The 23,587-nt window shown below is 66.1% G+C and carries 25 protein-coding genes; 6 read left to right on the top strand and 19 right to left on the bottom strand.

Translation table 11 applies throughout. The features are described from left to right. Nucleotides 1-19 precede the first annotated feature (19 nt). The 5 genes from KAY22_RS05430 to KAY22_RS05410 form a co-directional block, all read right to left on the bottom strand. On the bottom strand, nt 20-961 hold the full coding sequence (locus KAY22_RS05430) for an alpha/beta hydrolase (RefSeq protein WP_296620899.1): 942 nt from the start codon (nt 959-961) through the stop codon (nt 20-22). A 46-nt stretch (nt 962-1,007) separates the two neighbouring features. After that, the gene (locus tag KAY22_RS05425; RefSeq protein WP_296620897.1) at nt 1,008-2,408 is read right to left on the bottom strand and encodes an FAD-linked oxidase C-terminal domain-containing protein; all 1,401 of its coding nucleotides are present in this window, start codon (nt 2,406-2,408) and stop codon (nt 1,008-1,010) included. A 66-nt stretch (nt 2,409-2,474) separates the two neighbouring features. After that, nucleotides 2,475-4,001: a DHA2 family efflux MFS transporter permease subunit gene (locus tag KAY22_RS05420; protein ID WP_296620893.1), complete on the bottom strand. Its 1,527-nt coding sequence runs from the start codon at nt 3,999-4,001 to the stop codon at nt 2,475-2,477. Between the two features lie 4 nt (nt 4,002-4,005). Beyond that, nucleotides 4,006-5,130 (bottom strand): EmrA/EmrK family multidrug efflux transporter periplasmic adaptor subunit, encoded by a 1,125-nt coding sequence (locus KAY22_RS05415; protein WP_296620892.1) that lies wholly within the window; start codon nt 5,128-5,130, stop codon nt 4,006-4,008. Beyond that, the gene (locus KAY22_RS05410; RefSeq protein WP_296620890.1) at nt 5,123-6,589 is read right to left on the bottom strand and encodes an efflux transporter outer membrane subunit; all 1,467 of its coding nucleotides are present in this window, start codon (nt 6,587-6,589) and stop codon (nt 5,123-5,125) included. Before KAY22_RS05410 ends, KAY22_RS05415 begins: the two co-directional genes overlap by 8 nt. Nucleotides 6,590-6,673: 84 nt before the next feature. On the opposite strand from KAY22_RS05410, the gene KAY22_RS05405 reads away from it, so the two are divergent. Then, a complete protein-coding gene (locus KAY22_RS05405) occupies nt 6,674-7,321 on the top strand; it encodes a TetR/AcrR family transcriptional regulator (RefSeq protein ID WP_366514066.1) in 648 nt (215 codons plus the stop codon). 7 nt (nt 7,322-7,328) lie between these two features. Here the strand turns inward: KAY22_RS05405 and KAY22_RS05400 are convergent, their stop codons facing one another. The 3 genes from KAY22_RS05400 to KAY22_RS05390 form a co-directional block, all read right to left on the bottom strand. Next, nucleotides 7,329-8,387 (bottom strand): acyltransferase, encoded by a 1,059-nt coding sequence (locus KAY22_RS05400; RefSeq protein ID WP_296620888.1) that lies wholly within the window; start codon nt 8,385-8,387, stop codon nt 7,329-7,331. Between the two features lie 159 nt (nt 8,388-8,546). Continuing rightward, nucleotides 8,547-9,161, bottom strand: coding sequence for a 30S ribosomal protein S4 (rpsD, locus tag KAY22_RS05395; RefSeq protein ID WP_165324636.1), 615 nt, complete (start codon nt 9,159-9,161; stop codon nt 8,547-8,549). Between the two features lie 181 nt (nt 9,162-9,342). Then, on the bottom strand, nt 9,343-10,866 hold the full coding sequence (locus KAY22_RS05390; RefSeq protein WP_296620885.1) for a hypothetical protein: 1,524 nt from the start codon (nt 10,864-10,866) through the stop codon (nt 9,343-9,345). A gap of 103 nt (nt 10,867-10,969) precedes the next feature. Between KAY22_RS05390 and KAY22_RS05385 the strand changes: the two genes are divergently transcribed. Beyond that, nucleotides 10,970-11,296, top strand: a complete 327-nt coding sequence (locus KAY22_RS05385; protein ID WP_296620883.1) for a chorismate mutase — start codon at nt 10,970-10,972, stop codon at nt 11,294-11,296. 2 nt (nt 11,297-11,298) lie between these two features. On the opposite strand, the gene KAY22_RS05380 is transcribed toward KAY22_RS05385, so the two are convergent. From KAY22_RS05380 to rpiB, 6 genes are all read right to left on the bottom strand, one after another. Next, on the bottom strand, nt 11,299-12,138 hold the full coding sequence (locus KAY22_RS05380; RefSeq protein ID WP_296620881.1) for a sterol desaturase family protein: 840 nt from the start codon (nt 12,136-12,138) through the stop codon (nt 11,299-11,301). A gap of 70 nt (nt 12,139-12,208) precedes the next feature. Beyond that, nucleotides 12,209-13,078 (bottom strand): PEPxxWA-CTERM sorting domain-containing protein, encoded by an 870-nt coding sequence (locus KAY22_RS05375; protein WP_296620879.1) that lies wholly within the window; start codon nt 13,076-13,078, stop codon nt 12,209-12,211. Between the two features lie 153 nt (nt 13,079-13,231). Continuing rightward, on the bottom strand, nt 13,232-13,960 hold the full coding sequence (locus KAY22_RS05370; RefSeq protein WP_296620877.1) for an RNA methyltransferase: 729 nt from the start codon (nt 13,958-13,960) through the stop codon (nt 13,232-13,234). Further along, entirely contained in the window at nt 13,957-14,418 is a 462-nt protein-coding gene (nrdR, locus tag KAY22_RS05365; protein ID WP_165324642.1) for a transcriptional regulator NrdR, read from the bottom strand. Before nrdR ends, KAY22_RS05370 begins: the two co-directional genes overlap by 4 nt. Beyond that, nucleotides 14,419-15,735, bottom strand: coding sequence for a serine hydroxymethyltransferase (gene glyA, locus KAY22_RS05360; protein WP_296620872.1), 1,317 nt, complete (start codon nt 15,733-15,735; stop codon nt 14,419-14,421). Next, a complete protein-coding gene (gene rpiB, locus KAY22_RS05355) occupies nt 15,732-16,190 on the bottom strand; it encodes a ribose 5-phosphate isomerase B (RefSeq protein WP_296620870.1) in 459 nt (152 codons plus the stop codon). The genes glyA and rpiB overlap by 4 nt, the downstream gene beginning before the upstream one ends. 207 nt (nt 16,191-16,397) lie before the next feature. Here rpiB and KAY22_RS05350 point away from each other — a divergent pair, with 207 nt between their 5' ends. The 3 genes from KAY22_RS05350 to ada all read left to right on the top strand — a co-directional run bounded on the left by KAY22_RS05350 (nt 16,398) and on the right by ada (nt 18,351). Continuing rightward, on the top strand, nt 16,398-16,904 hold the full coding sequence (locus KAY22_RS05350) for a hypothetical protein (RefSeq protein WP_296620869.1): 507 nt from the start codon (nt 16,398-16,400) through the stop codon (nt 16,902-16,904). Nucleotides 16,905-16,936: 32 nt separating this feature from the next. Next, nucleotides 16,937-17,197, top strand: coding sequence for a hypothetical protein (locus KAY22_RS05345; protein ID WP_296620867.1), 261 nt, complete (start codon nt 16,937-16,939; stop codon nt 17,195-17,197). A gap of 98 nt (nt 17,198-17,295) precedes the next feature. Continuing rightward, complete coding sequence (ada, locus tag KAY22_RS05340; protein WP_296620865.1) at nt 17,296-18,351, top strand: bifunctional DNA-binding transcriptional regulator/O6-methylguanine-DNA methyltransferase Ada; 1,056 nt, start codon at nt 17,296-17,298, stop codon at nt 18,349-18,351. A 9-nt stretch (nt 18,352-18,360) separates the two neighbouring features. Here ada and KAY22_RS05335 read toward each other — a convergent pair whose 3' ends face one another. Further along, nucleotides 18,361-19,701: an MFS transporter gene (locus tag KAY22_RS05335; protein ID WP_296620862.1), complete on the bottom strand. Its 1,341-nt coding sequence runs from the start codon at nt 19,699-19,701 to the stop codon at nt 18,361-18,363. Between the two features lie 155 nt (nt 19,702-19,856). Here KAY22_RS05335 and KAY22_RS05330 point away from each other — a divergent pair, with 155 nt between their 5' ends. Continuing rightward, complete coding sequence (locus KAY22_RS05330) at nt 19,857-21,122, top strand: dicarboxylate/amino acid:cation symporter (RefSeq protein WP_296620860.1); 1,266 nt, start codon at nt 19,857-19,859, stop codon at nt 21,120-21,122. A 69-nt stretch (nt 21,123-21,191) separates the two neighbouring features. Here the strand turns inward: KAY22_RS05330 and KAY22_RS05325 are convergent, their stop codons facing one another. From KAY22_RS05325 to KAY22_RS05310, 4 genes are all read right to left on the bottom strand, one after another. Beyond that, the gene (locus KAY22_RS05325) at nt 21,192-21,485 is read right to left on the bottom strand and encodes an antibiotic biosynthesis monooxygenase (protein ID WP_296620858.1); all 294 of its coding nucleotides are present in this window, start codon (nt 21,483-21,485) and stop codon (nt 21,192-21,194) included. 25 nt (nt 21,486-21,510) lie between these two features. Beyond that, on the bottom strand, nt 21,511-22,359 hold the full coding sequence (aguB, locus tag KAY22_RS05320; RefSeq protein WP_296620856.1) for an N-carbamoylputrescine amidase: 849 nt from the start codon (nt 22,357-22,359) through the stop codon (nt 21,511-21,513). Nucleotides 22,360-22,369: 10 nt separating this feature from the next. Then, the gene (locus KAY22_RS05315; protein ID WP_296620853.1) at nt 22,370-22,720 is read right to left on the bottom strand and encodes a DUF3147 family protein; all 351 of its coding nucleotides are present in this window, start codon (nt 22,718-22,720) and stop codon (nt 22,370-22,372) included. Further along, a partial coding sequence (locus KAY22_RS05310; RefSeq protein WP_296620851.1) for an agmatine deiminase family protein occupies nt 22,717-23,587 on the bottom strand: 871 nt, incomplete at its 5' end. The genes KAY22_RS05310 and KAY22_RS05315, both read right to left, overlap by 4 nt.

The raw sequence follows: 23,587 nt of genomic DNA, 5'->3' as shown, positions 1-23,587 counted from the left end.
GCGGCTCTGCGCGCTTCTCCTAGAGACGCATGAAACGACGCAGGGCGGACAGGCTCAGCCGGCTTGCCTCCTTCGCCAGATGCGACTCCGCCGCCATCTCGAATCCATGGAAAGCGCCGGGAAACAGGTGGAACTCGACCGGGACCCCGGCCCGCGCCAGACGTCGCGCATAATCGAGATCTTCCTCCAGGAAGAGGTCGAGCGCGCCGGTGTAGATGAAGGCCGGCGGGAGGCCCGTCAGGTCGGTCGCGCGCGCTGGTGCGGCATAAGGCGAGACATCGTCCCCGCCGGGCTCCCGCCCCAGCAGCGCCGACCAGCCGAAGCGGTTGCTGGACGCGGTCCAGACATATTCGCCCACATAAGGGTGCGGTTCGGACAGCGTACCGGTGCGGTCGTCGAGCATCGGATAGACCAGGTGCTGAAAGGCGAGGCGATACTCGCCCCTGTCCCGCGCCAGCAGGGCGAGGGCCGCCGCGAAGCCGCCGCCCGCGCTTTCGCCCATCACGCCGACGCGCTCCTTGTCTATTCCGCGCTCGGCAGCATGCTCGAACATCCAGGCGAGGCCCGCATAGCAATCCTCGATCGCGCCGGGAAAGGGCGTCTCCGGCGCGAGGCGATATTCGACCGACGCCAGCGCGCAGCCGAGTTCGGCCACGAGCCCCTGATGCCGCAGCACCATCTCGGACGCCTTGCCGACGATATAGCCGCCGCCGTGGATATGGTAGATCAGAGGCAGCGGCCCCTTCGCATTTACCGGAGTCAGGATGTGCAGGTCGATGTCCGCCGCGCCCGCGGGTCCCGGCACCGTCACGCACTCGTGCCGGACCCGATCGTCGGGCGGGGTGGGGGCCGTCATCGGGGCCTCGCGTAGCGCGGACAGTGCCTCGGGGGTGAAGGCCATCTCGGCGAAGATGTCGATCAGCGGTACGATCTCCGCATCGACGAGGTGACGGCTGCTCATCCTTCGGTCTCTCCTGCCTGCTCCGGACGCGATTCCGCGCCTCGGCTCAAAGCTGGAATATCTTGCCCGGATTGAACAGGTCTTTCGGATCGAGCGCGCGCTTTATCGTCCGCATCATCTCGACCGCCTCGCCCAGTTCGTCGACCAGGAAGTCCTGCTTGCCAAGGCCGATGCCATGCTCGCCGGTGCAGCTGCCGTCCATCGACAGGGCGCGGGCGACCAGCCGGGCGTTGAGCGCCTCGACCTGGTGCATCTCCTCGAGTGCCTTCGGATCGATCGCGAAGACGACGTGGAAATTGCCGTCGCCGACATGGCCGACGATGGTTGCCGGCACCGCGCATCCGTCCAGGTCCCGCCGCGTTTCCAATATGCAGTCGGCGAGCCGGCTGATCGGCACGCAGACATCGGTCGTCAGGCCGACCGCCCCCGGACGCTGGTTCATCGCCGCATAATAGGCCTCGTGCCGCGCCTTCCACAGCCGCGTTCGTTCCTCGGGCAGGTTGGACCAGAGGAAAGGCCCACCGCCATGGGCGGCGGCGAGATCGCGAACCGTGGCCACCTGCTCCTCGACATGGCGTTCGGAGCCGTGGAACTCGAACAGCAGCGTCGTCTGCTCGGGATAATCGAGCTTCGAATAGGCGTTGCAGGCGCGCATCTGCGCCGCGTCGAGCAGTTCGATGCGCGCCATCGGCACGCCGATCTGGATCGCCTGTACGACCGTGTCCACCGCCCCGCCGAGCGTCGCGAACGGGCAGACGGCCGACGAGATCGCCTCCGGAATGCCGTGCAGGCGCAGACAGATTTCGGTGATGACGCCCAGCGTGCCTTCCGCGCCGATCAGCAGGCGGGTCAGGTCGTAGCCCGCCGCCGACTTGCGTGCCCGCCGCGCCGTGCGCACGATCTTTCCGTCGGGCGTGACGATGGTCAGCGACAGCACCGCCTCGCGCATCGTGCCGTAGCGCACGGCGTTGGTGCCTGAGGCGCGGGTCGAGGCCATGCCGCCGATCGTGGCATTGGCGCCGGGATCGATCGGGAAGAACAGCCCCTGGTCGCGCAGATGGGCGTTCAACTGCTCGCGGCGCACCCCGGCTTCGACCGTGCAGTCGAGGTCCTCCGGATTGACCGCGATAATGCGGTTCATCTCGCTCAGGTCGATGGTGACGCCACCGCGCACCGGCGTGGCATTGCCCTCAAGCGAGGTGCCTGCGCCGAAGGGCACGATCGGGATATTGGCGGCAACGCATAGCCGCACCAGTGCCGCGACCTCCTCGGTCGAATGCGGGAAGACGACGGCATCGGGCAGCACCGGATCGAAATGCGCTTCGCTCGATCCATGTTGCCGGCGCATCGCTTCGCCAAAATGGAGCCGGTCGCCCAGCAGGCCCCTCAACTGCTCGATCAGGGCAGGGGGGAGCGGGCGGCGTTCGAAACATGCAGGTGCGGTCATGCGCCCATCATAGGCCCGATGCGCCGCTTCGGCCTAGCACCTGGGCGACAGGCAGCGTCGATTGGTTCAATGTCCGCCGCGTGGCGGGCCGCTGATCTTGGGACGCGGCGCCAGCCATACGAGCGCGGTGATCGCGATCAGCAGGCTACCCGTGACCAGGAACACCTTGTCGGTCGCCAGCGTCAGCGCCTCCTTGTCGACCAGCTGGGCGATCATCGTGCGGATCTGCTCGCTCGAAAAACCGCGCTCGGTCAGCGTCGCCGTCATGCTGTCGGGGTTGACGTTGCCCGACAGGTCGCTGCCGAACATCCGCGCCTGATCGTTCCAGAAGGTCACCACGACCGATGTGGAAAAGGCGAGCGCGATCGTGCGCAGCAGATTCTGCAGGCTCGCCGCCGACGTCACCATCTGCGGTGGCACCGAACTCAGCGAGATCGAGGTCACGGTGACGAAGAAGAAGGGCATGCCGATGCCCATGATGAACTGCGGCATGGCGAGCGACCAGAAGTCGGCGCCGCTGGTCCAGTTGGTGCGCAGCAGGGTCGATCCGCCCAGCCAGATCAGGCCGAAGCTGAGGACGAAGCGCGCATCCATCTTGCCCATCAGCAACGGCGGGAAGCGGGCCACGAACAAGGCCGCGATCGCGGTGAAGGCGGTGGCGAAGCCCGCCTGCGTCGCCGTGTAGCCCAGCGACAGCTGCATCCATTGGGGAATGACGACGATGCCGGCGAAATAGGCGCCGAAGCCCAGCGCCAGCGTGAAGGCGCTCAAGGTGAAGCCGCGATAGCGGAAGATGCGCAGGTCGACGACCGGATGCTCGTCGGTCAACTCCCAGACGATGAACAGTATGAAGAAGATCGCCGCGGCGATGCCGAGCCCGAGGACCATGGGGTCGGCGAACCAGTCATGCTCTCGCCCGATATCGAGCATGATCTGCAAGCAGCCGATCCACAGCACGAGCAGGGCGATACCGATCTTGTCGATCGGGATGCGGACAACCGGCGTCTCGGCCTGGCGGAGCATGGCGTAGCTGATGCCCGCGCAGAAGGCGACGATCGGCATGTTGATGAAGAAGATCCAGTGCCAGCTCCAATTGTCGCTGATGAATCCGCCCATGATCGGGCCCAGAGCGGGGCCGGTGAGTGTCGTTATCGCCCATATGCCCATCGCCTGCGGGCGCTTTTCGGGCGGGTAGATCCGCATCAGCAGCGTCTGGGTCAGCGGCACGAGCGGTCCGCCGCAAACGCCCTGGCCGATGCGAGCGACAACCAGCACGCCCAGGGTCGGCGACAGGCCGCACAGGATCGAGAATAGGCCGAAGCCCAGCACCGACAGGATGAACAGCCGGACGGTACCGATGCGCTGCGACAGCCAGCCGGTCAGCGGCAGGCAGATCGCCTCGGCCACCGCATAGGAGGTGATGACCCAGGTTCCCTGGCTCGCCGAGATGCCGAGGTTGCCGGAGATGTGCGGCACCGAGACATTGGCGATGGTCATGTCGAGCACGACCATGAGGTTTGCGGCCGCAAGCGCGGCCCCGGCGAGGGCGCGCTTGCGGCCGGTCAATAGCGACGAGGGATCGACGGACGCCATCGGATCAGCGATCGGTAACGTCCACTTCGGCTTCCATCGACAAGCCCACGCGGAGCGGATGTTCCGCTAGCTCCTTCGGGTCGAGCTCGATGCGGACGGGAACGCGCTGGACGACCTTGATCCAGTTGCCGGTAGCGTTCTGCGCGGGGATCAGCGCGAAAGCCGAACCGGTGCCGCCCGAGAAGCCGACGACCTTGCCGTGATAGACGACGTCGCTGCCGTAAAGGTCGGCGGTCAGCGTCGCGGCCTGGCCGGGGCGGACGCGGCGCAGCTGCCGTTCCTTGAAATTGGCGTCGACATAGACCTTCGACACGGGGACGATCATCATGATGGCATTGCCGACCGCGACACGCTGGCCGACCTGCACCTGCCGACGCGTGACGACGCCATCGATCGGTGCCCGGATGACCGCGCGGTCGAGGTCGAGCCTCGCGGCGTCGAGCTTCGCCTTGGCGGCGAGGACGGCGGGATCGGTTTCGACCGTGGAGCCCGACACGAGCGCCTGATTGGCCGCAAGTTCGCCTGAGGCGGCACCCTGGTTGGCGCGGGCCTGCGACAGCTTGGCCTGTGCGGCGGCGAAGGCCTTGCGCGCTGCGGTCAGCTCGTCACCCGAGACGGCGCCCGAGGGTTGCAGCGCCAGCCGGCGGTCGAGGTCGATCTTCGCCTTCTGATAATCGGCCTCGGCGCTGGCGATATCGGCGCCGCGCGCGGTCACCTGCGCCGCGAGCGCCTGGCTCGTCGCGCTGCTCTGGCGGAACATGCGCTTGGCGCGCGCCAGTTCGGCTTCGGCCTGCGCATAGGCAATCCGGATATTGCTGTCATCGAGGCGGACCAGCACGTCGCCCTTCCTGACCGGCTGCGTGTCGCTGACCAGAACCTCGACGACCTGTGCGCTGACCAGCGGGGTCACCTGCGCCACTTCGGCGTTAACATAGGCGTTGTCGGTGCTGACATGGTTGCGCCCGACCAGCAGATACCAGGCACCGTAGATCAGCGCCACGGCCGCGACCAGGATCGCAAAGCGGATCAGCCAGGTCTTGCGCTGCTGCTGACGCGCCTCCTTGGCTTCGGGACTTTCGCCGGCCGGCTGGCTGGGAGCGGTCTGGGGCTTCTGATCGGCTTCAGCCATTCTGGTCTTCCTTGGACAAAGCGGTGGCAGGCGCGGCAAAGCCGCCGCCCAGCGCACGGACGAGCGCGATGTCGATGCCGAACCTGCGGGCATCGAGATCGGCTGCTGCGCGGCGCGCCTGCAGCACACTCTCTTCTGCCGTCAATACATCGAGATAGGTAGACAGGCCTCCCTCGTAGCGCTTGCGCGCAATCGCATAGGCTTCCTCGGAATCGGCCAGTGCCTGGCGGGACTGTGTCAGCTGTTCGGCGATGGAGCGCTGGCTCGTGACGGCGTCCGCGACCTCGCGATAGGCGGCGAGGATCGTCCGATCATAGTCGGCCACCGCCTCGTCATAGGTCGCACGGGCGCCGCGATATTGTCCGGCCAGGCTGCCGCCGCGGAAGATCGGCAGGCTGATTGCCGGGCCGACATTGCCGAAGATCGAGTCCTTCTTGACCAGATTGTCGAAGCCCAGCGACTGTACACCGACGAGCGCGCTCAGGCTTACGGCCGGGTAGAAATCCGCCCGGGCGACTTTGATCCGGCTGGCCGCGGCTTCTGCGCGCGCGCGCGCGGCCGCGATGTCGGGTCGGCGACCGATCAGTTCGGTGGTCGTCTGCGCGGGCAGTCCCGGCGCAAGCAGCCGGGCGAGTGTCGGGCGTGCGATGGCGAGGCCGCGATCCGGACCCGCTCCGACGAGTTCGGCCAGCTGGTGGCGGGTGGCGGAGATCATGTCGTCGATCGCGACCAGATCGGCGCGCGCCGTCGGTACCGCGGCATCGGCCTGTTTCAGTTCGGCACGCGTATCGAGGCCGGTGGCCACGCGGTTGGCGACGAGCTTCTGCGTTGCGATCCGCAGGTCGAGGGCGGCGGAAAGCACGTCGCGATCGGCATAGAGCCGCGCCAGATCGGCATAGGCCGCAGCGATCGACGTCGCGAGGGCGAGGCGAGCCTGCGCGGTTTCGATCCTTGCGGCTTCGGCCTCGGAGGTGGCCGCAGCGAGCGTCGCCCGGTTTTTGCCCCACAGGTCGAGATCGAAGGAGAGATTGGCCGTCGCCTGACCGCGCTGCTTCCATCCCTTCGGGACGAATTCCTTGGGAAAGCCGAGATTGTAGCTCTGCTTCTGCCAGCCGCCCTCGCCGGCGACGTCCAGCGAAGGCAGCAGGGCGCCGCCCGCCGATTGAACGGCGGCCTCTGCGCGGCGCAGCCGAGCGGCGGCCGCTGCGGCGTCGGGCGATCCGGCCAGGCCCTCCGCAATCAGCGCGTCGAGTTGCGGATCGCCGAATGCCTGCCACCATCCGTCACCGGGCCACTGCCCCGTGCTGCTGGCCGCCAGGCTCTGCTCCGAAGCGATCACGGCGGGCGTGCGCAGGGCGGGGCGGGTGCCGAGGTCCGGGACGGATGCGCAAGCTGAGAGGGCGATCGCCAGCGCGAGCGGCGCCATGTTGCGGAAAGCTGTTCGGTGATTCGGAATCATAGAAAACCGTACTGTGTCGTATTGTTTCGCTCTGCGCTCGACCAAGGGCCTTGTCAATAAAAATCTGTACCGTATAGTACGGTAATGAAAATGACAGAGGAGAAGGCACCGCTGAGCCGCCGTGAGGCGCGCCGGCAGGATCGGCGCGAGGCGATCATCGAAGTCGCCATGCGCTTCTTTCTCGAACATGGCTACGCCGCTGCCAGCATGTCAGCCATCGCCGCCGAGATCGGCGGATCGAAAGCGACGCTCTGGAGCTATTTCCCATCCAAGGAAGCCTTGTTCGAGGCGGGTCTGGAAAAGGCGACGAGCGAGTTCCGGCAGAAGCTGTTGCTGCTGCTCGATCCGTGTGGCGATGCGGAGCAGAGCCTGCGCAACTTCTGCCAGGGGTTCATCGAACGGGTGACGGCACCCGACGCGATCGCGCTTCACCGGTTGGTCATGGCCGAATGCGGTCGCTTTCCGGAGATTGGCCGTATCTTCTACGAACGCGCGCCGCGTGCGACCGAAAGGGTGCTCGCCGATTTCCTGCGCTCGATGATGGAGCGCGGACGTCTGCGCGCGGGCGATCCGGAGAGCGCGGCGCACTTCATCGTTGTGCTCAATATGGCGGGCTGCCACCAGCAGATGATGCTGGGGCTGATGGAGGAAGCTTCGCCCGCGATGATCGCGGCGGACGCCGACAGGACGATGGCGACCTTCATGCAACTCTACAGCCCGGTGCCTGCCTGAACGGCAGTCAGGCGGGCAGAGCGGGGGCCTTGCCGTCCAGGCGGCTTTTCCAGCGTTGGGCGGGGCGCTCGATGAGCATCCAGCTCAACGCACCCATGGCCCAGGCGGACAGCAGAGTCGCCCCGACGTAAATCGGAAAGGGCAGGGCCGCGAAGCTCCACACGATGCCGAGCGGATAGCCGTAGAGATAGGTGCCGTAACTGATGTCGAACCGGTCGTTGATGCGCTGAAGCGGCCCAAAATTGGCGCGGAATACGACCCAGTAGAGCAGCAGGCCGCCGGCGAGCATTGCGGCCGGCTGCGCGATCGGGCGGTAGAAGAGGGCGGTTAGCGCCAGAGCACCGGCCACTGCGGCGAGGCGGCCGGTCAGTCCCTCGAGCTCGGCGCGGTAGAGATAGGCGCAGCCGCCGAATCCGAAGACAGACAGGAAGCGCAGCGCGGGGTAGGGCGCCCCGAGCGTCATATCGACGAGCGGAAGGAAGCGAAACTGCTCGACGCGCCAATAGACGGCCGGGATGTTGCAAAAGCAGAACAACGCGAAGACGATGGCGGTGGCCTTGAGCAGCATCGTCCGCCGTTCCAGCTGTCCGAACGCCGCGAGCAGAGCCACCAGCACATAGCAGCGAAACTCATAGGAGATCGTCCACATCGGCGAGTTCGGCTCGACGATGGTCGCGCCGATCGCAAAGGGTTCCGGCCGCTGCAGGATCGCGATGCGCCAGATCTGACCCAGGTCGGGCGCTAGACCGTAGAGCAGGGGGACGAGCAGCGCACTGAGCAGGAAGGCAACCAGAAAGCCGGGAAAGATGCGCAGCACGCGCTTGACGAAATAGCTTCCGATGTCACGCGAATGGTGCATCGACTGCACGATCAGATAGCCGCTGATAAGGAAGAAGGCGTCGACGCACAGGGCGGCCACCGTCAGGCCATTGCCAGTCATCGTCTGGAGCAGGTCGCGCCCGGCAGGAGCCTGGCCCCATTGCTCATGCGCATGGGTGAGGATCACCCCACTCGCAAAGACGAGGCGCAGGAAGCCGATATTGTTCGGCTGGCGCGTCTTGTCCAAAAGCCACTCCCCCCAAGATGCGGCAAGGGCGGGCTGGATCGCCCGTCGCCATGCAACGCGGGGGTGATCATCGCGCAGGTGGGGCTTGTCAACTGACGATGACAAAAGAAAAGGGCGACCCGAAGGCCGCCCTTTCCCGTGTCTGCAATGATGTCCGGATCAGCGCGAGTAGAACTCGACGACCAGATTCGGCTCCATCTTGACGGGGTAAGGCACCTCGTCGAGCGTCGGAACGCGGACGAAGGTAACCTTCGCGCCACCGTCCTGAGCGATATATTCGGGAATGTCGCGCTCGGAGAGGCCCTGTGCCTCGAGAACCAGCGCCATTTCCTGCGCCTTGCTGCCCAGCGAGATTTCGTCGCCCGGCTTCACCTGACGCGAGGCGATGTTGCACTTCACGCCGTTGACGCGGATGTGGCCGTGGCTGACCAGCTGGCGTGCGGCGAAGATGGTCGGCGCGAACTTGGCGCGATAGACAACCGCGTCGAGGCGGCGCTCGAGCAGGCCGATCAGGTTCTGCGAGGTGTCGCCCTTCATGCGCGACGCTTCGGTGTAGTTCTTCTTGAACTGCTTCTCGGTGACGTCGCCGTAATAGCCCTTGAGCTTCTGCTTCGCCTTGAGCTGGATGCCGTAGTCGGAAAGCTTGCCCTTACGGCGCTGACCGTGCTGGCCGGGGCCATATTCACGCTTGTTGACCGGGCTCTTCGGGCGACCCCAGATGTTTTCGCCCATCCGGCGGTCGAGCTTGTACTTGGCGCTGTTGCGCTTCGACATGATGTCGTCCTTCAATTGCTTTTACGTTACCTGCGCCCACCAAGCGGGGCAGGGTCGATCCCGGTCCTCGCGCCTTTGCCCGTGCGGACATCGGGGCTACCGCTTCACCGGGGTGCGGAGCCAATTGCGAAGGCGCGCCTATGACGTGGTGGGTCCCGCGAGTCAAGCACGCGCTGGTCCGTCAGCGGGCGGGTCTGTCGATGGCGTGCAGGCCAAGGCGGTCGAGCATGTTGCGGACCGCCGGCTCCGGATCGGCGCGCAGCGGGGTACCCTTCCCGGTGCATTCGCCTGGGCGGCGATAGAGGCAGGTGTCGGCGCGGTAGCAACCCACCTCGACGAAGCCGGCGTCACCCCGCGCGAACCGGCTGCGCGAGGCTTCGAAGCTTATGGCATAGTTGTAGAGGCCATCCTTGCCGCTGCGGGCGGGATAGAGGCCGATGTAGGAGCGCAGACGGGACAGGCCGGTCCGCATCCAGCGGTCGGGCGGCTCGACCCCCAGGCCACAGGCTTGCGGATCGCGGCTCGTCTGCTCCAGTGCCAGGATGCTTTCGGAGCCTTGCAGCCACACCGGCCGCATCGCGCCGCGCACGCCGCTCAGCAGGGACAGCGCCAGCCAGGCGAGGATGACGGTCCCGAGGATCGCACCCCCGTTCATCTTGGGCAGCCGCCTTTTCGCAATGGCCAGCGCCTCCGCCGAGCCGATCGCGCAGAGGCAGAAGAGTGGCGGCAATGCCGGATAGACGAAGCGCCATTCCTTATGCGGTACGGTTGAGAAGGTGACGAAGATCGTCAGGCTCAGAATCGCCAATATGGCGGCCCGGCGCGCGCCGAGGATGGCGGTGCCGACGATCAGGGGTGTCGCCACACCCCAGACGGCGAGTTCGCGCGCGAGATAATAATGGCCTGGCTCGACCCCGAAGATATTGGCGATGCCGCCGGAATTGGCGTGAATATAGGTGAACACCGAATGGAAGGGGCTGCCCCAGCTGATCCAGTCGACCGCGCCCATCGCTAGGATCGGAACCAGCCCCCCCATGAGCAGCCACAGCCAGCGGGCCGTTGGGCGGACTCCGACGGTCCAAAGTCCCAGGATGATCGCCGCCGGGCCCAGTTGCGGCCGAAAGGCGACTGCGAAGCCGAGCATGAGACCTGCTGCAAGAAGTCGATGCGACGCTCGCCGCGGATCGGGCCGCTCGAGCGCGCGGCGCCAGCCGACTGCGAAGGCCACGCCGAGCAGGAGAAAGGCAGCGGAGACGGTGTCTGCCAGAAAGTGCGTCGAAAAATAGACGAACTCGCACCAGAAAGCTGCCAGCAAGGCCGACAGGATCGCGGCTTCGCGGTTGCCTCCGAGATCGCGGCCGATGCGATAGGATGCCCACACGCTGGTCAGCGCGAACAGCGACATCGCCGTCGACAGCGCAAGGCGCAGCAGTGTCGGATCGTCGGCAAACAGTCTAGCCGCAGCGACCACTGGAATCTGCATTCCCGCCAGCAGCCAGCTGCGCGCGCCGACCGCATATTCCCACGGCACGAGACCCTGCCCGGTGACGGCGCGATAGGCCTGCTCGCCATATTGGAACGTCTCGTCGGGGTGGGTGATGTTGGGCAGCAGACAGGCGCTTGCCAGCCGTAGCAGGAAGGTAATGAGGCAGATGAGCGCAAGCGGATGCCTTGCCAGAGCTTTCCAGTTGTACGATCCGGTCATCTCGTCCCCCCGGGCGCCTCCTAGCAGGCGACCCGGCCCTCGTCCTCAGAAAAGCCCCATAGGGCGGTTCAACCGCGCTCCATTATGGTCTAAGGGCGCGCTCATGACAGAGCCCGCTGAGAAGACGATTGTGCCCGCCGCCGAATGCACCGACATGCGCGAGGTGCGGGCCGCCATAGACAGTCTCGACACGCTGATCGTGAGCCTGCTGGCCGAACGGATGCGCTATATCGAGGCGGCTGCCCGGATTAAGCCAGATCGCGGCGCCGTGCGCGATGAGGTCCGCAAGGCGCAGGTCATCGCCCATGCGGTCAAGGTCGCAGACGATCGCGGCTTTCCGCCCAAATTGGCCTATCGCCTGTACGACATGCTGGTCGAAGGATCGATCGCGCACGAGTTCGATCGGTTCGACGAACTCCGCAAGGACTGATCTCAGACAGGCCTGTTCGCTTCGGGTGGGGCGTCGGCCGGCAATGGTAGCTGCCTGTCCGGATCGAGCAGAACCTCCGGACGGTTCTGCGGTGCTATTCCATAGCTGGGCGGCCACGCCTTGGCGGGCAGGTGCAGCGTCCCGAACAGCCGGTCGTAGATCGGCAGCACCGAGGCATAATTGCGATTCACCTGCTCGTCCCGCGAATGATGCCAGTGGTGGAAGCGGGGCGTCGACAGCAACTGCTCGAACCAGGGCAGGCTGATGTTCAGATTGGCGTGGATGAAGAATCCCCAGAAGGTGCCGATAATCAGCACTATCACCGGTACCAGACTGCCCGAGCCCGCGCCGGGTGAGCCGAACCCCGCGATGTTGACGAGGGTCAGCCCGAACATCCGGGTGAAGACGATGTCGACCGGGTGGGCGCGGGTGTTGATGAGCCAGTCCATCCGCTGCGGTTCATGATGGGTCGCGTGGAATCGCCAGAGCCACGGGATTTCATGCATCAGGCGGTGACCCCAGTAAAATCCGAACTCACCGATCGCGAGTGCCACCAGGATCTGGATCCAGATGGGCAGGGCGATGATCCAAAGCGTATAGCTTTCTGGAACGAGCGCCCGCCCGGTTGCTCCGATCACAGCCATCGGCATGGCCAGAACCAGGGTCGGGATGAGACCCGTCATGAAGAAATAGCCGAGATCGGCGAATATGTGCGGGCGGAGAATGGATTGGCGCTGGCGCCCGGCAAGCCGTTCGAGCGGCACGAAGATCGCGATCAGCAGGGCAAGCCAGACGAACAGGCTGAGTGCGGTCCGGAGGAAATGCTCGAGATCGGGCGTCATGCCTTATTATAGCCTTTCACGCTGCACGCGTCACCCGACCCAAGGACCGGGGAGCGACAGGGAGGGCCTGTCAGATCATCTGTGCGTTTGCCGGATTCTGGCGAAGCAGCGACTGACGGCGGCCGCGCATGACGCCACCGATCAGGCCGAAGCCCACCAGCATCATCGCCCAGGTGGTCGGCTCGGGAACGGCATGGAGCCCGATGCCGTCGATCAGCGCGAAGGGAGGTTGGCCAAGTGGGGTGCCATAGGCCAGCAGCGACAGGGTTTGCGTCGACGACGTCGCAGTGAACGTCAGATATTCATAGCGCCACGGCACGAAGCCATGTTCGGGTACCGCCACCATGCCCGTACCGACGATCTGGCTGTCGACGCCCGTGAAGGTCGCATAGCCGTCGCCGTTGGCGTCATAGCTGGTCGTGTAGGCGCAGGTGCCGAAGCAGATGTTCCAACCGCTCGCGGTGGTGCCGTTGAAGTTAATGCCATATTGCTGGCCGGCCGCCCACCAGAAGCTGACTGCATATTGCTGACCGACATTAAGGCCGGTGACGGTCTGAGAGAGCGGTGCGTTCAGGAAGGCGCCATCGGCGGCGACGAAATTGCCGCCCACCGGGCTTGCCGTGATGCCGTTGTTCACGCCGGTGCCGGGCATGCCCCAAAGCTGCAGGTAGGCTGGCGTGGTAGGGCTGCCAGATGCAGAAGCCGACAGATCGGGCGTGAAGATGAAGTTGTAGCCGGCATTGTCCCAACCCTGAACCGTCTGATCCGGGAAATAGGGGCCCCAGGACGTGCCGGGATAGATGGGGTTGCCGCCGCCATCGAGGTAGAAGAAGGACGTGGTTTCGAACCCGCCATTGACCAGCAGGTTGGCCGCATGGGCCTGGACCGCCGACAGGCAAGCAGCCAGCACAGCAAGCAGCGCGACGAGCTTGTTACGCATCCAACCAAGGCCCCCGATACACAGTACGCATATAAGGTTATATACAGTGTACAACTGGTAAACACAAGATTCCGCAGTTTTTAGGGGTTTACATCCAGTTTACAATTGCTATGACGCGACGTTAACTGTGCAAATGGCGGTAAGTTCCCGAATTTAACGGGGACGGGGTCTTTCCAGCGCCGTCAGAACGCCCCGCATCGTCCTCACCTCCTGGGCATTCCAGGCTGGCTTGGTGAGCAGTCCACGCAGCATGCGCTTGGTTGTCGGTACCCGGTCGGGCGGGAAGAAATATCCCGATTCGTCGAGCATCCGGTCGAGATGGCCGATCAGTCCGTCGAGCTCGTCCTGTGAGGCCGGCGGATCGAGATCGGTTACGGTCGGCGAGACCAGCGCTTCTCCCTTCGACCACTCATAGGCGACCAGGATCACCGCCTGCGCCAGATTGAGGCTGCCGAACTCCGGATTGATCGGCACGGTCAGGATCGTCCGCGCGATTGCGACGTCGTCGGTTTCCAGGCCCGAGCGCTCGGCGCCGAAGAGGATCGCCGAGCGGCCCGGTTCGCTGCGGATCGCGCCCGCAGCTTCTTCCGGGGTCATCACCGGCTTGGTCACGCCGCGTTTGCGCACGGTGGTGGCGAAGACATGGGTACAGTCGGCAATGGCGTCGGCCACGCTGTCATAGACGCGCGCCCTTTCCAGCACCACGTCTGCTCCCGAAGCCGCCGGGCCCGCCTGCGGATTGGGCCATCCGTCGCGGGGCGACACGAGCCGCATGTCGGTCAGCCCGAAGTTCAGCATGGCGCGGGCGGCCTTGCCGATATTCTCGCCGAGCTGGGGACGGACGAGGACGATCGCGGGTTGCGGGGTGCTGCTGCCGCTCACTCGCGACCTGCCTCGCTGACGGCGCCGGCGAAATCCTCGAAATCCTTGGCTTCGGTGAAGTCCTTATACACGCTGGCGAAGCGGATATAGGCAACGCTGTCGAGCGCCTTCAGACCGTCCATCACCATTTCGCCGACCGCATTAGCCGCGATTTCGCTGTCGCCGGTCGTCTCGATCTGGCGCTGGATCGCCGTCGCCAGGCGTTCGATTCGCGCCGGATCGACCGGCCGCTTGCGGCAGGCGACAGCGATCGAGCGTTCGAGCTTGGAACGATCGAACGGCTCGCGCCGGCCATCGCTCTTCACCACCGTCATTTCGCGCAGCTGGATGCGCTCGAAAGTCGTAAAGCGCGCGCCGCAGCCCTCGCATTGGCGCCTGCGCCGGATTGCCGCCCCATCGTCGGTGGGGCGGCTGTCCTTCACCTGGCTGTCTTCATGCGAACAGAAGGGGCAGCGCAATTAGAGCTCCGGATAGATCGGGAAGCGATCACACAGCGCCTCGACGCGGGCGCGCACATGCGCTTCGGTCTGGCCGTTGCCGTCCGGGCCGTTCTTGGCGAGGCCGTCGAGCACATCCGCGATCATGTCGGCGATGTCGCGGAACTCGGCCGGGCCGAAGCCGCGCGTCGTGCCGGCGGGCGAACCCACGCGGATGCCCGAGGTCTTGACGGGCGGCAGCGGATCGTTGGGCACGCCGTTCTTGTTGCAGGTGATGCCGGCGCGCTCGAGCGCTTCGTCGGCGTCGCGGCCGGTCACGCCGATCGGGCGCAGGTCGACGAGGGCGAGGTGCGTGTCGGTGCCGCCAGAAACGAGGTCGGCGCCACGCTCCTTGAGACGCGCCGCGAGAACCTTGGCGTTCTCGACCACGGCGGCGGCATAGGACTTGAACTCGGGCTGCAGCGCTTCGCCGAAGGCGACCGCCTTGGCGGCGATAACATGCATCAGCGGGCCACCCTGCAGGCCGGGGAAGACCGCCGAGTTGATCTTCTTCGCGATCGCCTCGTCATTGGTCATGATCATGCCGCCACGCGGACCGCGCAGCGTCTTGTGCGTGGTGGTGGTCACGACATGGGCATGGCCGAACGGGCTGGGATGGACGCCACCGGCGACGAGGCCAGCGAAATGCGCCATGTCGACCATGAACAGCGCGCCGACCTCGTCCGCGATCGCGCGGAAGCGGGCGAAGTCGATCTGGCGCGGATAGGCCGAGCCGCCGGTGATGATCAGGGTCGGCTTATGCTCGCGAGCGAGTGCCTCGACCTGGTCGAAATCGATCAGGTGATCGTCCGGACGGACACCATATTGAATGGCGTTATACCATTTGCCCGACAGCGCGGCCTTGGCGCCGTGGGTGAGGTGGCCGCCGGCGTCGAGGCTGAGGCCCATGATGGTGTCGCCGGGCTTGGTCAGCGCCAGCATGACGGCGCCGTTCGCCTGTGCGCCGGAGTGCGGCTGGACATTGGCAAAACCGCAGCCGAACAGTTCCTTGGCGCGGTCGATCGCCAGCTGCTCGACGACGTCGGACGGGTGGCAGCCCTGATAATAGCGCTTGCCGGGATAGCCCTCGGCATATTTGTTGGTGAACACCGAACCCTGCGCCTCGAGCACCGCCTTCGAGACGATGTTCTCCGACGCGATCAGCTCGATCTGCTTCTTCTCACGCGAGATTTCCTGCTGGAGACCGGCGAAGACCGCAGGATCGGCATCGGCCAGACCGCGCGAGAAGAAGCCGTCCGGCTGGACCTGGGACAGGGTGGCTGCGGGGTTGCTGCTCATGCGGGTTCCTTGTCGAAGGCGGGGTTGGAGAGCTTGTCGACACGGCGGAGATGGCGATCCCCGGCGAAGTCCGTCGACAGGAAGGCGGCGGCGCAGGCGCGGGCCTGTTCGATGCCGATCAGGCGCGCGCCCATGGCGATGACGTTGGCGTCATTATGCTCGCGGCACAGGCGGGCGGACAGTTCCTCCGACACCAGTGCGCAGCGCGCTGCCGGGTGGCGGTTGACCGCGATCGAGATGCCGATGCCCGAGCCGCAGAGGGCGATGCCCTTGGTGGCGCGGCCGTCGGCGATCGCCTGGGCCAGCTTGTAGCCATAATCGGGATAGTCGACCGAGGCGGTGCTGTCGGGGCCGAGATCGACGACCTGATGGCCATGTTCGCGGAGCCAGTCGGCCAGCGCGGCTTTCATGTCGAATGCGGCATGATCGGATGCGATGGCGATGGTCTCGGCCATATCCTGTCCAGTGCTTTACGAGTCGGGTTGCGGCACCCTCTAGGGATCAAAGCGCCGCGCTGCAATGCTGCGAAGCCATGACAAAGGGGAACCTATGCAGGCGCGGGGCGCTGGTGCGTCGATCGCTTTTCGGTTGACCGGCGCGGGGTTGATCCCGTTCAAGGTGGCCCATAACGAAATTAAACGTCGTTCGCGGAGCATAGTTCGATGAAGAGCCTTACCTTTTCCGGTCTTGCGGCCCTCGTGCTTCTCGCCGCCTGCGCGCGGGGCGAGGATGCCCAGCCGATCGAGAATGTCTCGGTCGTCGACCAGGCTGCGGTCGACACGCTCGACGCGGAAGCGCCCGCCGATAACGCCGCCTCCCCGCTGCCGACCGACGCCTGGGTCGGCAAATGGATCGGCGTCGAGGGGCTGGTCCTCGACGTTCAGCCGGCCGGCGAGCGCGGGCGTTATGTCCTATCGGTGACGCTGCTCGACGGAACCAAGAGCTATGAAGGCACCGCCGATGGCGACCTGATCCGCTTCACCCGCAATGGGCGGCCGGAAAGCGTGCGGGCGGCAACGGGTGACCAGACCGGTCTCAAATGGCTGGCAGGCAAGCAGAACTGCCTGATGATCCAGCAGGGCGAGGGCTTCTGCCGCGAGGATGGCCCGGCCCCGGTTGCTGGCACCGCGCCCGTTCCGGCTCCGGCGGAGGGTGCGCCCAAGCCTTGAAAAGGCCGGTTTTCGGGTCTAGGGGCGCGCGGATGACCAAGCCCGCACCCCTGATCCCGGCAGAGGAGTTCGCCCGGCTCGCACGCGAGATCGTCGCGACGAGCAGTGGGCACGAGGCGCATCGCGCGCTGGACATCCTGACCAACGACGTGCTGCGCGGCCTGGGCTATGGCGAGGGCATCGACATCTTCGAGGCCGCCGTTTCGCATTGGCATGAAGCGGCGCACCCTTATCCGCATATCGGCCCCTGCCCGGATTGCGAACGCGAGGCGGAGAGCCGCGCAGCGGCCTGAACGCCCGTCCGGCAATTCGAAAGCAAGAGCCGGGGAGCAGCCCCGAGCATCCGATAGCATGATCCTGTCGACACGAACTCTGTCGAAGGAGCTATGAGATGCTGATGGACCCGATCCTCCAAGATCCCCGCTGGAGCCAGCTGGTCGCGCGGTCGGCCGCTGCCGACGGCAGCTTCGTCTATTCGGTCGCGTCGACCGGCGTCTATTGTCGACCGAGCTGCGGCGCGCGCACGCCCAGACCGGCCAATGTCCGTTTTCACGCCGGGCCGGCCGAAGCCGAGGCGGCTGGCTTCCGCCCCTGCAAGCGCTGCCGCCCCAATGAAGCACCCCGCGCCGAGCGGCAGGCGGCGCTGGTCGCCGAAGCCTGTCGCCGGATCGAGACGGCCGAGGAGCCGCCTTCGCTCGGCGAACTCGCCGACGCGGCGGGGGTCAGTCCCTATCATTTCCACCGCCTGTTCAAGGCGGTCACCGGGCTGACGCCGAAGGGCTATGCGGTCGCGCACCGCGCCGGGCGGGTCCGGTCCGCGCTGGAGGCCGGCGAACAGGTGACGCGGGCGCTCTACGAGGCCGGCTTCGGATCGAGCGGCCGCTTCTACGCAGCCGCCGATGCCGCGCTGGGCATGCCCCCTGCGGCCTATCGCCGGGGTGGGCAGGCGATGGAGGTCCGCTATGCCGTCGCTGCCTGCTCGCTCGGGCGGGTGCTGGCGGCGTCGAGCGAGCGCGGCATCTGCGCGATCCTGATGGGTGACGAGGACGCGGCGCTGGTCGCCGACCTGCACCGGCGCTTTCCCAATGCCACGATCAGCCCGGCGGACGATGGCTTTCGCGAAACGCTCGATGCCGTGGTGGCGATGATCGAGGAACCTGCGCGGGGCATGGCGCTGCCGCTCGACATTCGCGGGACCGCCTTCCAGCAGCGGGTGTGGCAGGCGCTGCGGGCGATCCCGTCGGGCGAGACCCGCAGCTATGCGCAGGTCGCGCAGGCGATCGGGGAGCCGCGCGCGTCGCGCGCCGTGGCCGCCGCCTGTGCCGCCAACGCCATCGCGGTCGCGGTGCCTTGCCACCGGGTGCTGCGGTCGGACGGATCGATCACCGGCTATCGCTGGGGACCGGATCGCAAGCGCCGCCTGCTCGCACGCGAGAGCGAGAGATAGATGCGGTGGTCAGGCCCCGGCTGTCGTCTCGTCTTCCCCGGCACTGCCGATCGACTGGTCGATCAGCCCGGCGCGCATCATCAGCCAGAAGAGCAGGATGCCCGGCAACGCGGCGAGGGTGGTCAGGACGTAGAAGTTTACGTAACCGACTGCTTCGATCATCGCGCCGGCGGTGGTGCCGGTCATGATCCGCCCGACCACGCTCGCTGCTGCCGAAATCAGCGCATATTGGGCGGCGGTGAAGCGCAGGTCGCACAGCGCCGAGAAATAGGCGACGACGCAGACGCCGCCGATGCCGCTGGCGATATTCTCGAACCCGATTGCGCCGGCCATCGCCCAATTGTCGTGGCCGCTCGCGGCGAGGCCAGCGAAGCTGAGGTTGGAGACGGCCATGAGGATCAGGCTGATCAGCACCGAGCGCTTCATGCCCAGCCGCGAATAGAGGATTCCGCCGATGAAGATGCCGATCAGATAGGCCCAGAAGCCCAGGCCGATATCGTAGATCGCGATCTCGTCATTGGTGTAGCCGAGATCGTCGAACAGCAGCCGGAAGGTGAGATTGGCGAGCGTATCGCCGATCTTGTGGAGCAGGATGAACAGCAGCACGAGCATCGCACCGCGCCGCCGGAAGAATTCGAGCAGCGGACCTGCGATCGACGCCCAGACCTCGCCGCCGCTGCGGCGACCGGCCGGTTCGCGGTGGCGCTCGGGCTCGCCCATCACCAGCGCGGTGATCATTGCGGGCAGGGCGAAGGCGGCGCAGGCGGCATAGGCGATCTCCCAGCCGAAGCGGCCGGCCAGCACCAGCGCCACGGCGCCGGCGGTCGCCGATCCGATCCGCCAGCCATATTGCGACATGCCTGCGCCGACGCCCAGCTGCCGCGCCTCGAGCAGTTCGATCCTGTAGGCGTCGATGATGATGTCGAAGGTCGCGCCCGCCGCGCCGACGAGGATTGCCGCGACGGCGGTCTGCATCAGCCCGGCTTTCGGATCGACCAGCGCCAGATGGAACACCGCCGCCATCACGAGCAGGCCGATGACGAGCATCCACGAAACGCGCTGTCCGAGCCGGCCGAGGATCGGCAGGCGAACGCCGTCGACCACCCAGGCCCAAAGAAACTTCAGATTATAGACGAGGAAGGCGAGGGTGAAGGCGGTCACCGCCTTCTTGTCGATGCCATCCTGGGCGAGGCGCGTGGTAAGGGTCGCGCCGATCATTGCGAAGGGAAAGCCTGAGCTTATGCCCAGGAACAGCGCGGCGAGCGGTGCCGGCTCCACATAGGGGCGGATCGCCGCCATGATGCCCTTGTTCCCGACGGTCGCACCACCGTCCCCCGATATGCTGTTCATCGCGCCAGCATAGCGAGGCCGCGCGAGGTGGGAAGAGGTGGCGGCGTCCGGTCATTCGTTGCGTGGGACGGAACTCTGCCCTTTTGGACAGCCTTGCCCTTGACCGCGCTGCGCTTTGCGACGACCAACAGCCTTTGGATTTTCCGGAGACGCCCGTGGCCAAGCGCCTCACGATGTACATTCTCATAGCGATGGTTGTCGGCATCATCCTCGGCATCACGCTCAACAAGACGGTCGCCGACCCGGCGACGCTCAAGGACATCACCGGTTATATCTCGATCCTGACCGAGATATTCCTGCGCCTGATCAAGATGATCATCGCGCCGCTGGTGTTCGCGACGCTCGTCGTCGGCATCTCGCATATGGGCGACACGGCGGCGCTCGGCCGCGTCGGCGCACGCGCCATCGCCTGGTTCCTCGGCGCGAGCCTGTTGTCGCTGACCCTGGGCCTCGTCATGGTCAACCTGCTGCAGCCCGGCGTCGGCGCGGACCTCGTCCTGCCGCCCGAAGGCGCGAGCGCGGGCCTGTCCCAGGCGGATTTCTCGCTCAAGCAGTTCATCACCCATCTCGTCCCCAAGAGCTTCTTCGAGGCGATGGCGACCAACGAGATATTGCAGATCCTGGTCTTCTCGGTCTTCACCGGCGTCGCGGTGACCGCGATCGGCGAAAAGGCCGCGCCGCTCGTCCGCGGCATCGAGGCGCTGGCGCAGGTGATGCTCCAGATCACCGACTATGTGATGCGCTTCGCCCCCTTCGCGGTGTTCGCTGCAGTCACGACGGCGCTGGCCGAGCAGGGGCCCACGATCCTGATCAGCTTCGGCAAGTTCATGGGCAGCTTCTACCTGTCGATGCTCGTGCTGTGGGGCGTGCTGCTGTCGCTCTGTTTCCTCGTCGTCGGGTCGCGCACCGGCCTGCTGATCCGTTATATCCGCGAGCCGATCCTGCTCGCGTTCAGCACCGCCTCGTCCGAAGCGGCCTTCCCCCGCACGCTCGAGGCGCTCGACCGCTTCGGCGTGCCGCCGCGCATCGCCAGCTTCGTCCTGCCGCTCGGCTATTCGTTCAACCTCGACGGCTCGATGATCTACTGCACCTTCGCGACGATGTTCATCGCGCAGGCCTATGGCGTGGAACTGACCCTCGGGCATCAGTTCACGATGCTGCTGATCCTGATGGTGACGTCGAAGGGGATCGCCGGCGTGCCGCGCGCCAGCCTCGTCATCATCTCTTCGACACTGGCCTTCTTCGACATCCCCGAAGCGGGGCTGCTGCTGATCCTCGCGGTCGACCATTTCCTCGACATGGGCCGCTCCGCCACCAATGTCGTCGGCAATGCGGTGGCCAGCGTCGTCGTGGCCAAGTGGGAAACCAAGCATCTCGACGTGATCGAACCGCCCGAGATCGAACCCGCCCACGCGCCCTGAACGCCGACATGAAAGAGCCCCCCGACCGCCGGTCGGGGGGCTCTGTCTTTTTCGGGATGTCCGCCTGCCTTATTGGCGGACGAGATAGTCGAAATAGGCGCTGTCGGGCGGGCCGTCGATCGCCGCCATCAGCGCGGACATGTCGACCTTCTTGAACGCCTCGGCGCCGGCCTTGTGCGCCTCGATGCTTTCCCATTTCTCGATCAGGATGAAGCGCCGGTCATTGCCCGCGTCGCGCAGCAGTTCGGCGCCGTGCGAACCCTCGATCGCCGTCACGCCGTCGATCAGGCGGTTGAGCGCCGCCTCCATTTCGGCCGACATGCCTTCCTTGGCGTGCATCGTATAGACTCGCGCGATCGTCATCGTCCCTCTCCTCAGCGGGCGTTTGTCAGATATCCTGCGCGAGGCGGCCGTAAAGTTCGGGACGCCGGTCGCGGAAGAAGCCGAATGCCGCACGGTGCCGCTTGGCCAGATCGATGTCCAGTTCCGCGACGAGCACGCCCGTCTCGGTCGCGCCGAACTCCGCGAGCAGGTCGCCGCGCTCGTCGCAGATGAAGCTGTGGCCGTAGAAGGTCTGCCCGTCCTCGGTCCCGATCCGGTTCGCGGCGACGACCGGCACGACGTTCGACACGGCATGGCCGATCATCGCGCGGCGCCACAGCCGGCTGGTGTCGAGATCGGGATCGTGCGGCTCATTGCCGATCGCGGTGGGGTAGAAGAGAATCTGCGCGCCCATCAGCATCATCGCGCGGGCGGTTTCCGGATACCATTGGTCCCAGCAGATGCCGACGCCCACGGTCGTCCCCTCGGCCGGCCACACCTTGAAGCCCGTATTGCCCGGCCGGAAATAGAATTTCTCTTCATAGCCGGGGCCGTCGGGGATGTGGCTCTTGCGATAGACGCCCTGCACGCGGCCGTCCGGATCGATCATCGCCAGGCTGTTATAATGGTGCGGCCCGTCGGCCTCGAAGAAGCTGGTCGGGATGTGCACCTTCAACTCGGCGGCCAGCGCCTGCATCGCGGTCACGGCCTTGTGCTCGCTCGTCGGCTTGGCGCGCGCGAACAGGCCCTCGTCCTCGACCCGGCAGAAATAATGGCCCTCGAACAGCTCGGGGGGCAGGATGACCTGCGCGCCCTTGCCCGCCGCCTCGCGGACGAGCTTCGACACTTCGGCGATATTCTCGTCGATGTCGTCGGAGAAGGCGAGCTGGAGCGCCGCCACCTTGATCTTGGTCATGAAGTCATCCTCAAAGCCGGACGCCGAAGCGTGCCGCAACATAGATCGTCAGCAGATAGAGCAGCATCGTCAGCGCGCAACCGGCGAGCAGCGCGCTCCAGAAGCCCATGCCGTGCCGGAGCATGGCGGGGATCGCCAGGAACATCGGCAGCGACGGGATCACATACCAGAAGGTCGCCTCCGCATGATCGGCGAGGCGGTGCCGGTCGCCGGTGTCGTGCCACAGCCAGATCATTCCGAGGATCGAGGTGAGGGGCAGGGAGGCGATCAGCGCACCCGCCGCCGGGTTGCGCCGGGCGACCATGGCGATCAACGCCACGATCAGGCCCGACAGCAGTGCCCGGACGGCGAAAGCGGTCACGCCGCCGGAATCTGCTGGCTGATGCAGTGGAAGCTGCCGCCGCCGGTCAGGATGTGGTCGGCGCGGAAGCCGGTCACCGTCCGGCCGGGAAACAGCGCGGCGATCGCGGCCACGGCGGCCTCGTCGTTCGGCGCGCCATAGAGCGGGACGACCACGGCGGCGTTGCCGATGTAGAAGTTCATATAGGAGGCGGGGATGATCTCTCCGTCGCTCTCCACCGCGCCGGGGGAGGGGATCGCGACCACGGTCAGCCCGAACGCCTCGGCCCGCGCGCGCGCATCGGCGAAGACCTCGGCATTCGGGTCGTCCGCGCCGGCCGGCTCGGGAATGGCGATGGTGCCGGGCGCCACGAAGCGGGCGAGATTGTCGACATGGCCGTCGGTATGGTCGTTGAGCAGCCCGTCGCCGAGCCACAGCAGCCGCTCGACGCCGAGGCCATCGGCGAGCCGCGCCTCGATCGCCGCGCGGTCGAGATCGGGGTTGCGGTTCGGGTTGAGCAGGCATTGCTCGGTCGTCACCGCCACGCCGGTGCCGTCGACATCGATCGCGCCGCCCTCGAACACCCAGTCCTGCCGGCGGGTGGGAAAGCCGGTGCGCGCGGCGAGGCGGGCGCCGATGCTCTCGTCGCCGGGCAGTTCATATTTGCCGCCCCACCAGTTGAAGCCGAAATCGGTCGCGGCAAGGCCATCGGCCGAACGGACGATGATCGGCGCACTGTCGCGCAGCCAGATGTCGCCGAACGCCTCGACAATGACCTCTGCGGCGTCGCCGGCCAGTTCGCGGGCGCGCTCGGCCGATGCCTCGTCGGCGGCGACGAGGATGACGCGCTCGCCCTTGCCATCGGCGTGGACGGCGCGCGCGTCATCC

The sequence above is a fragment of the Rhizorhabdus sp. genome (assembly GCF_018006725.1).
GTDB lineage: Bacteria > Pseudomonadota > Alphaproteobacteria > Sphingomonadales > Sphingomonadaceae > Rhizorhabdus.
The sequence above is the reverse complement of the archived record's forward strand: the minus strand, read 5'-3'. Positions and strand labels throughout refer to the sequence as shown.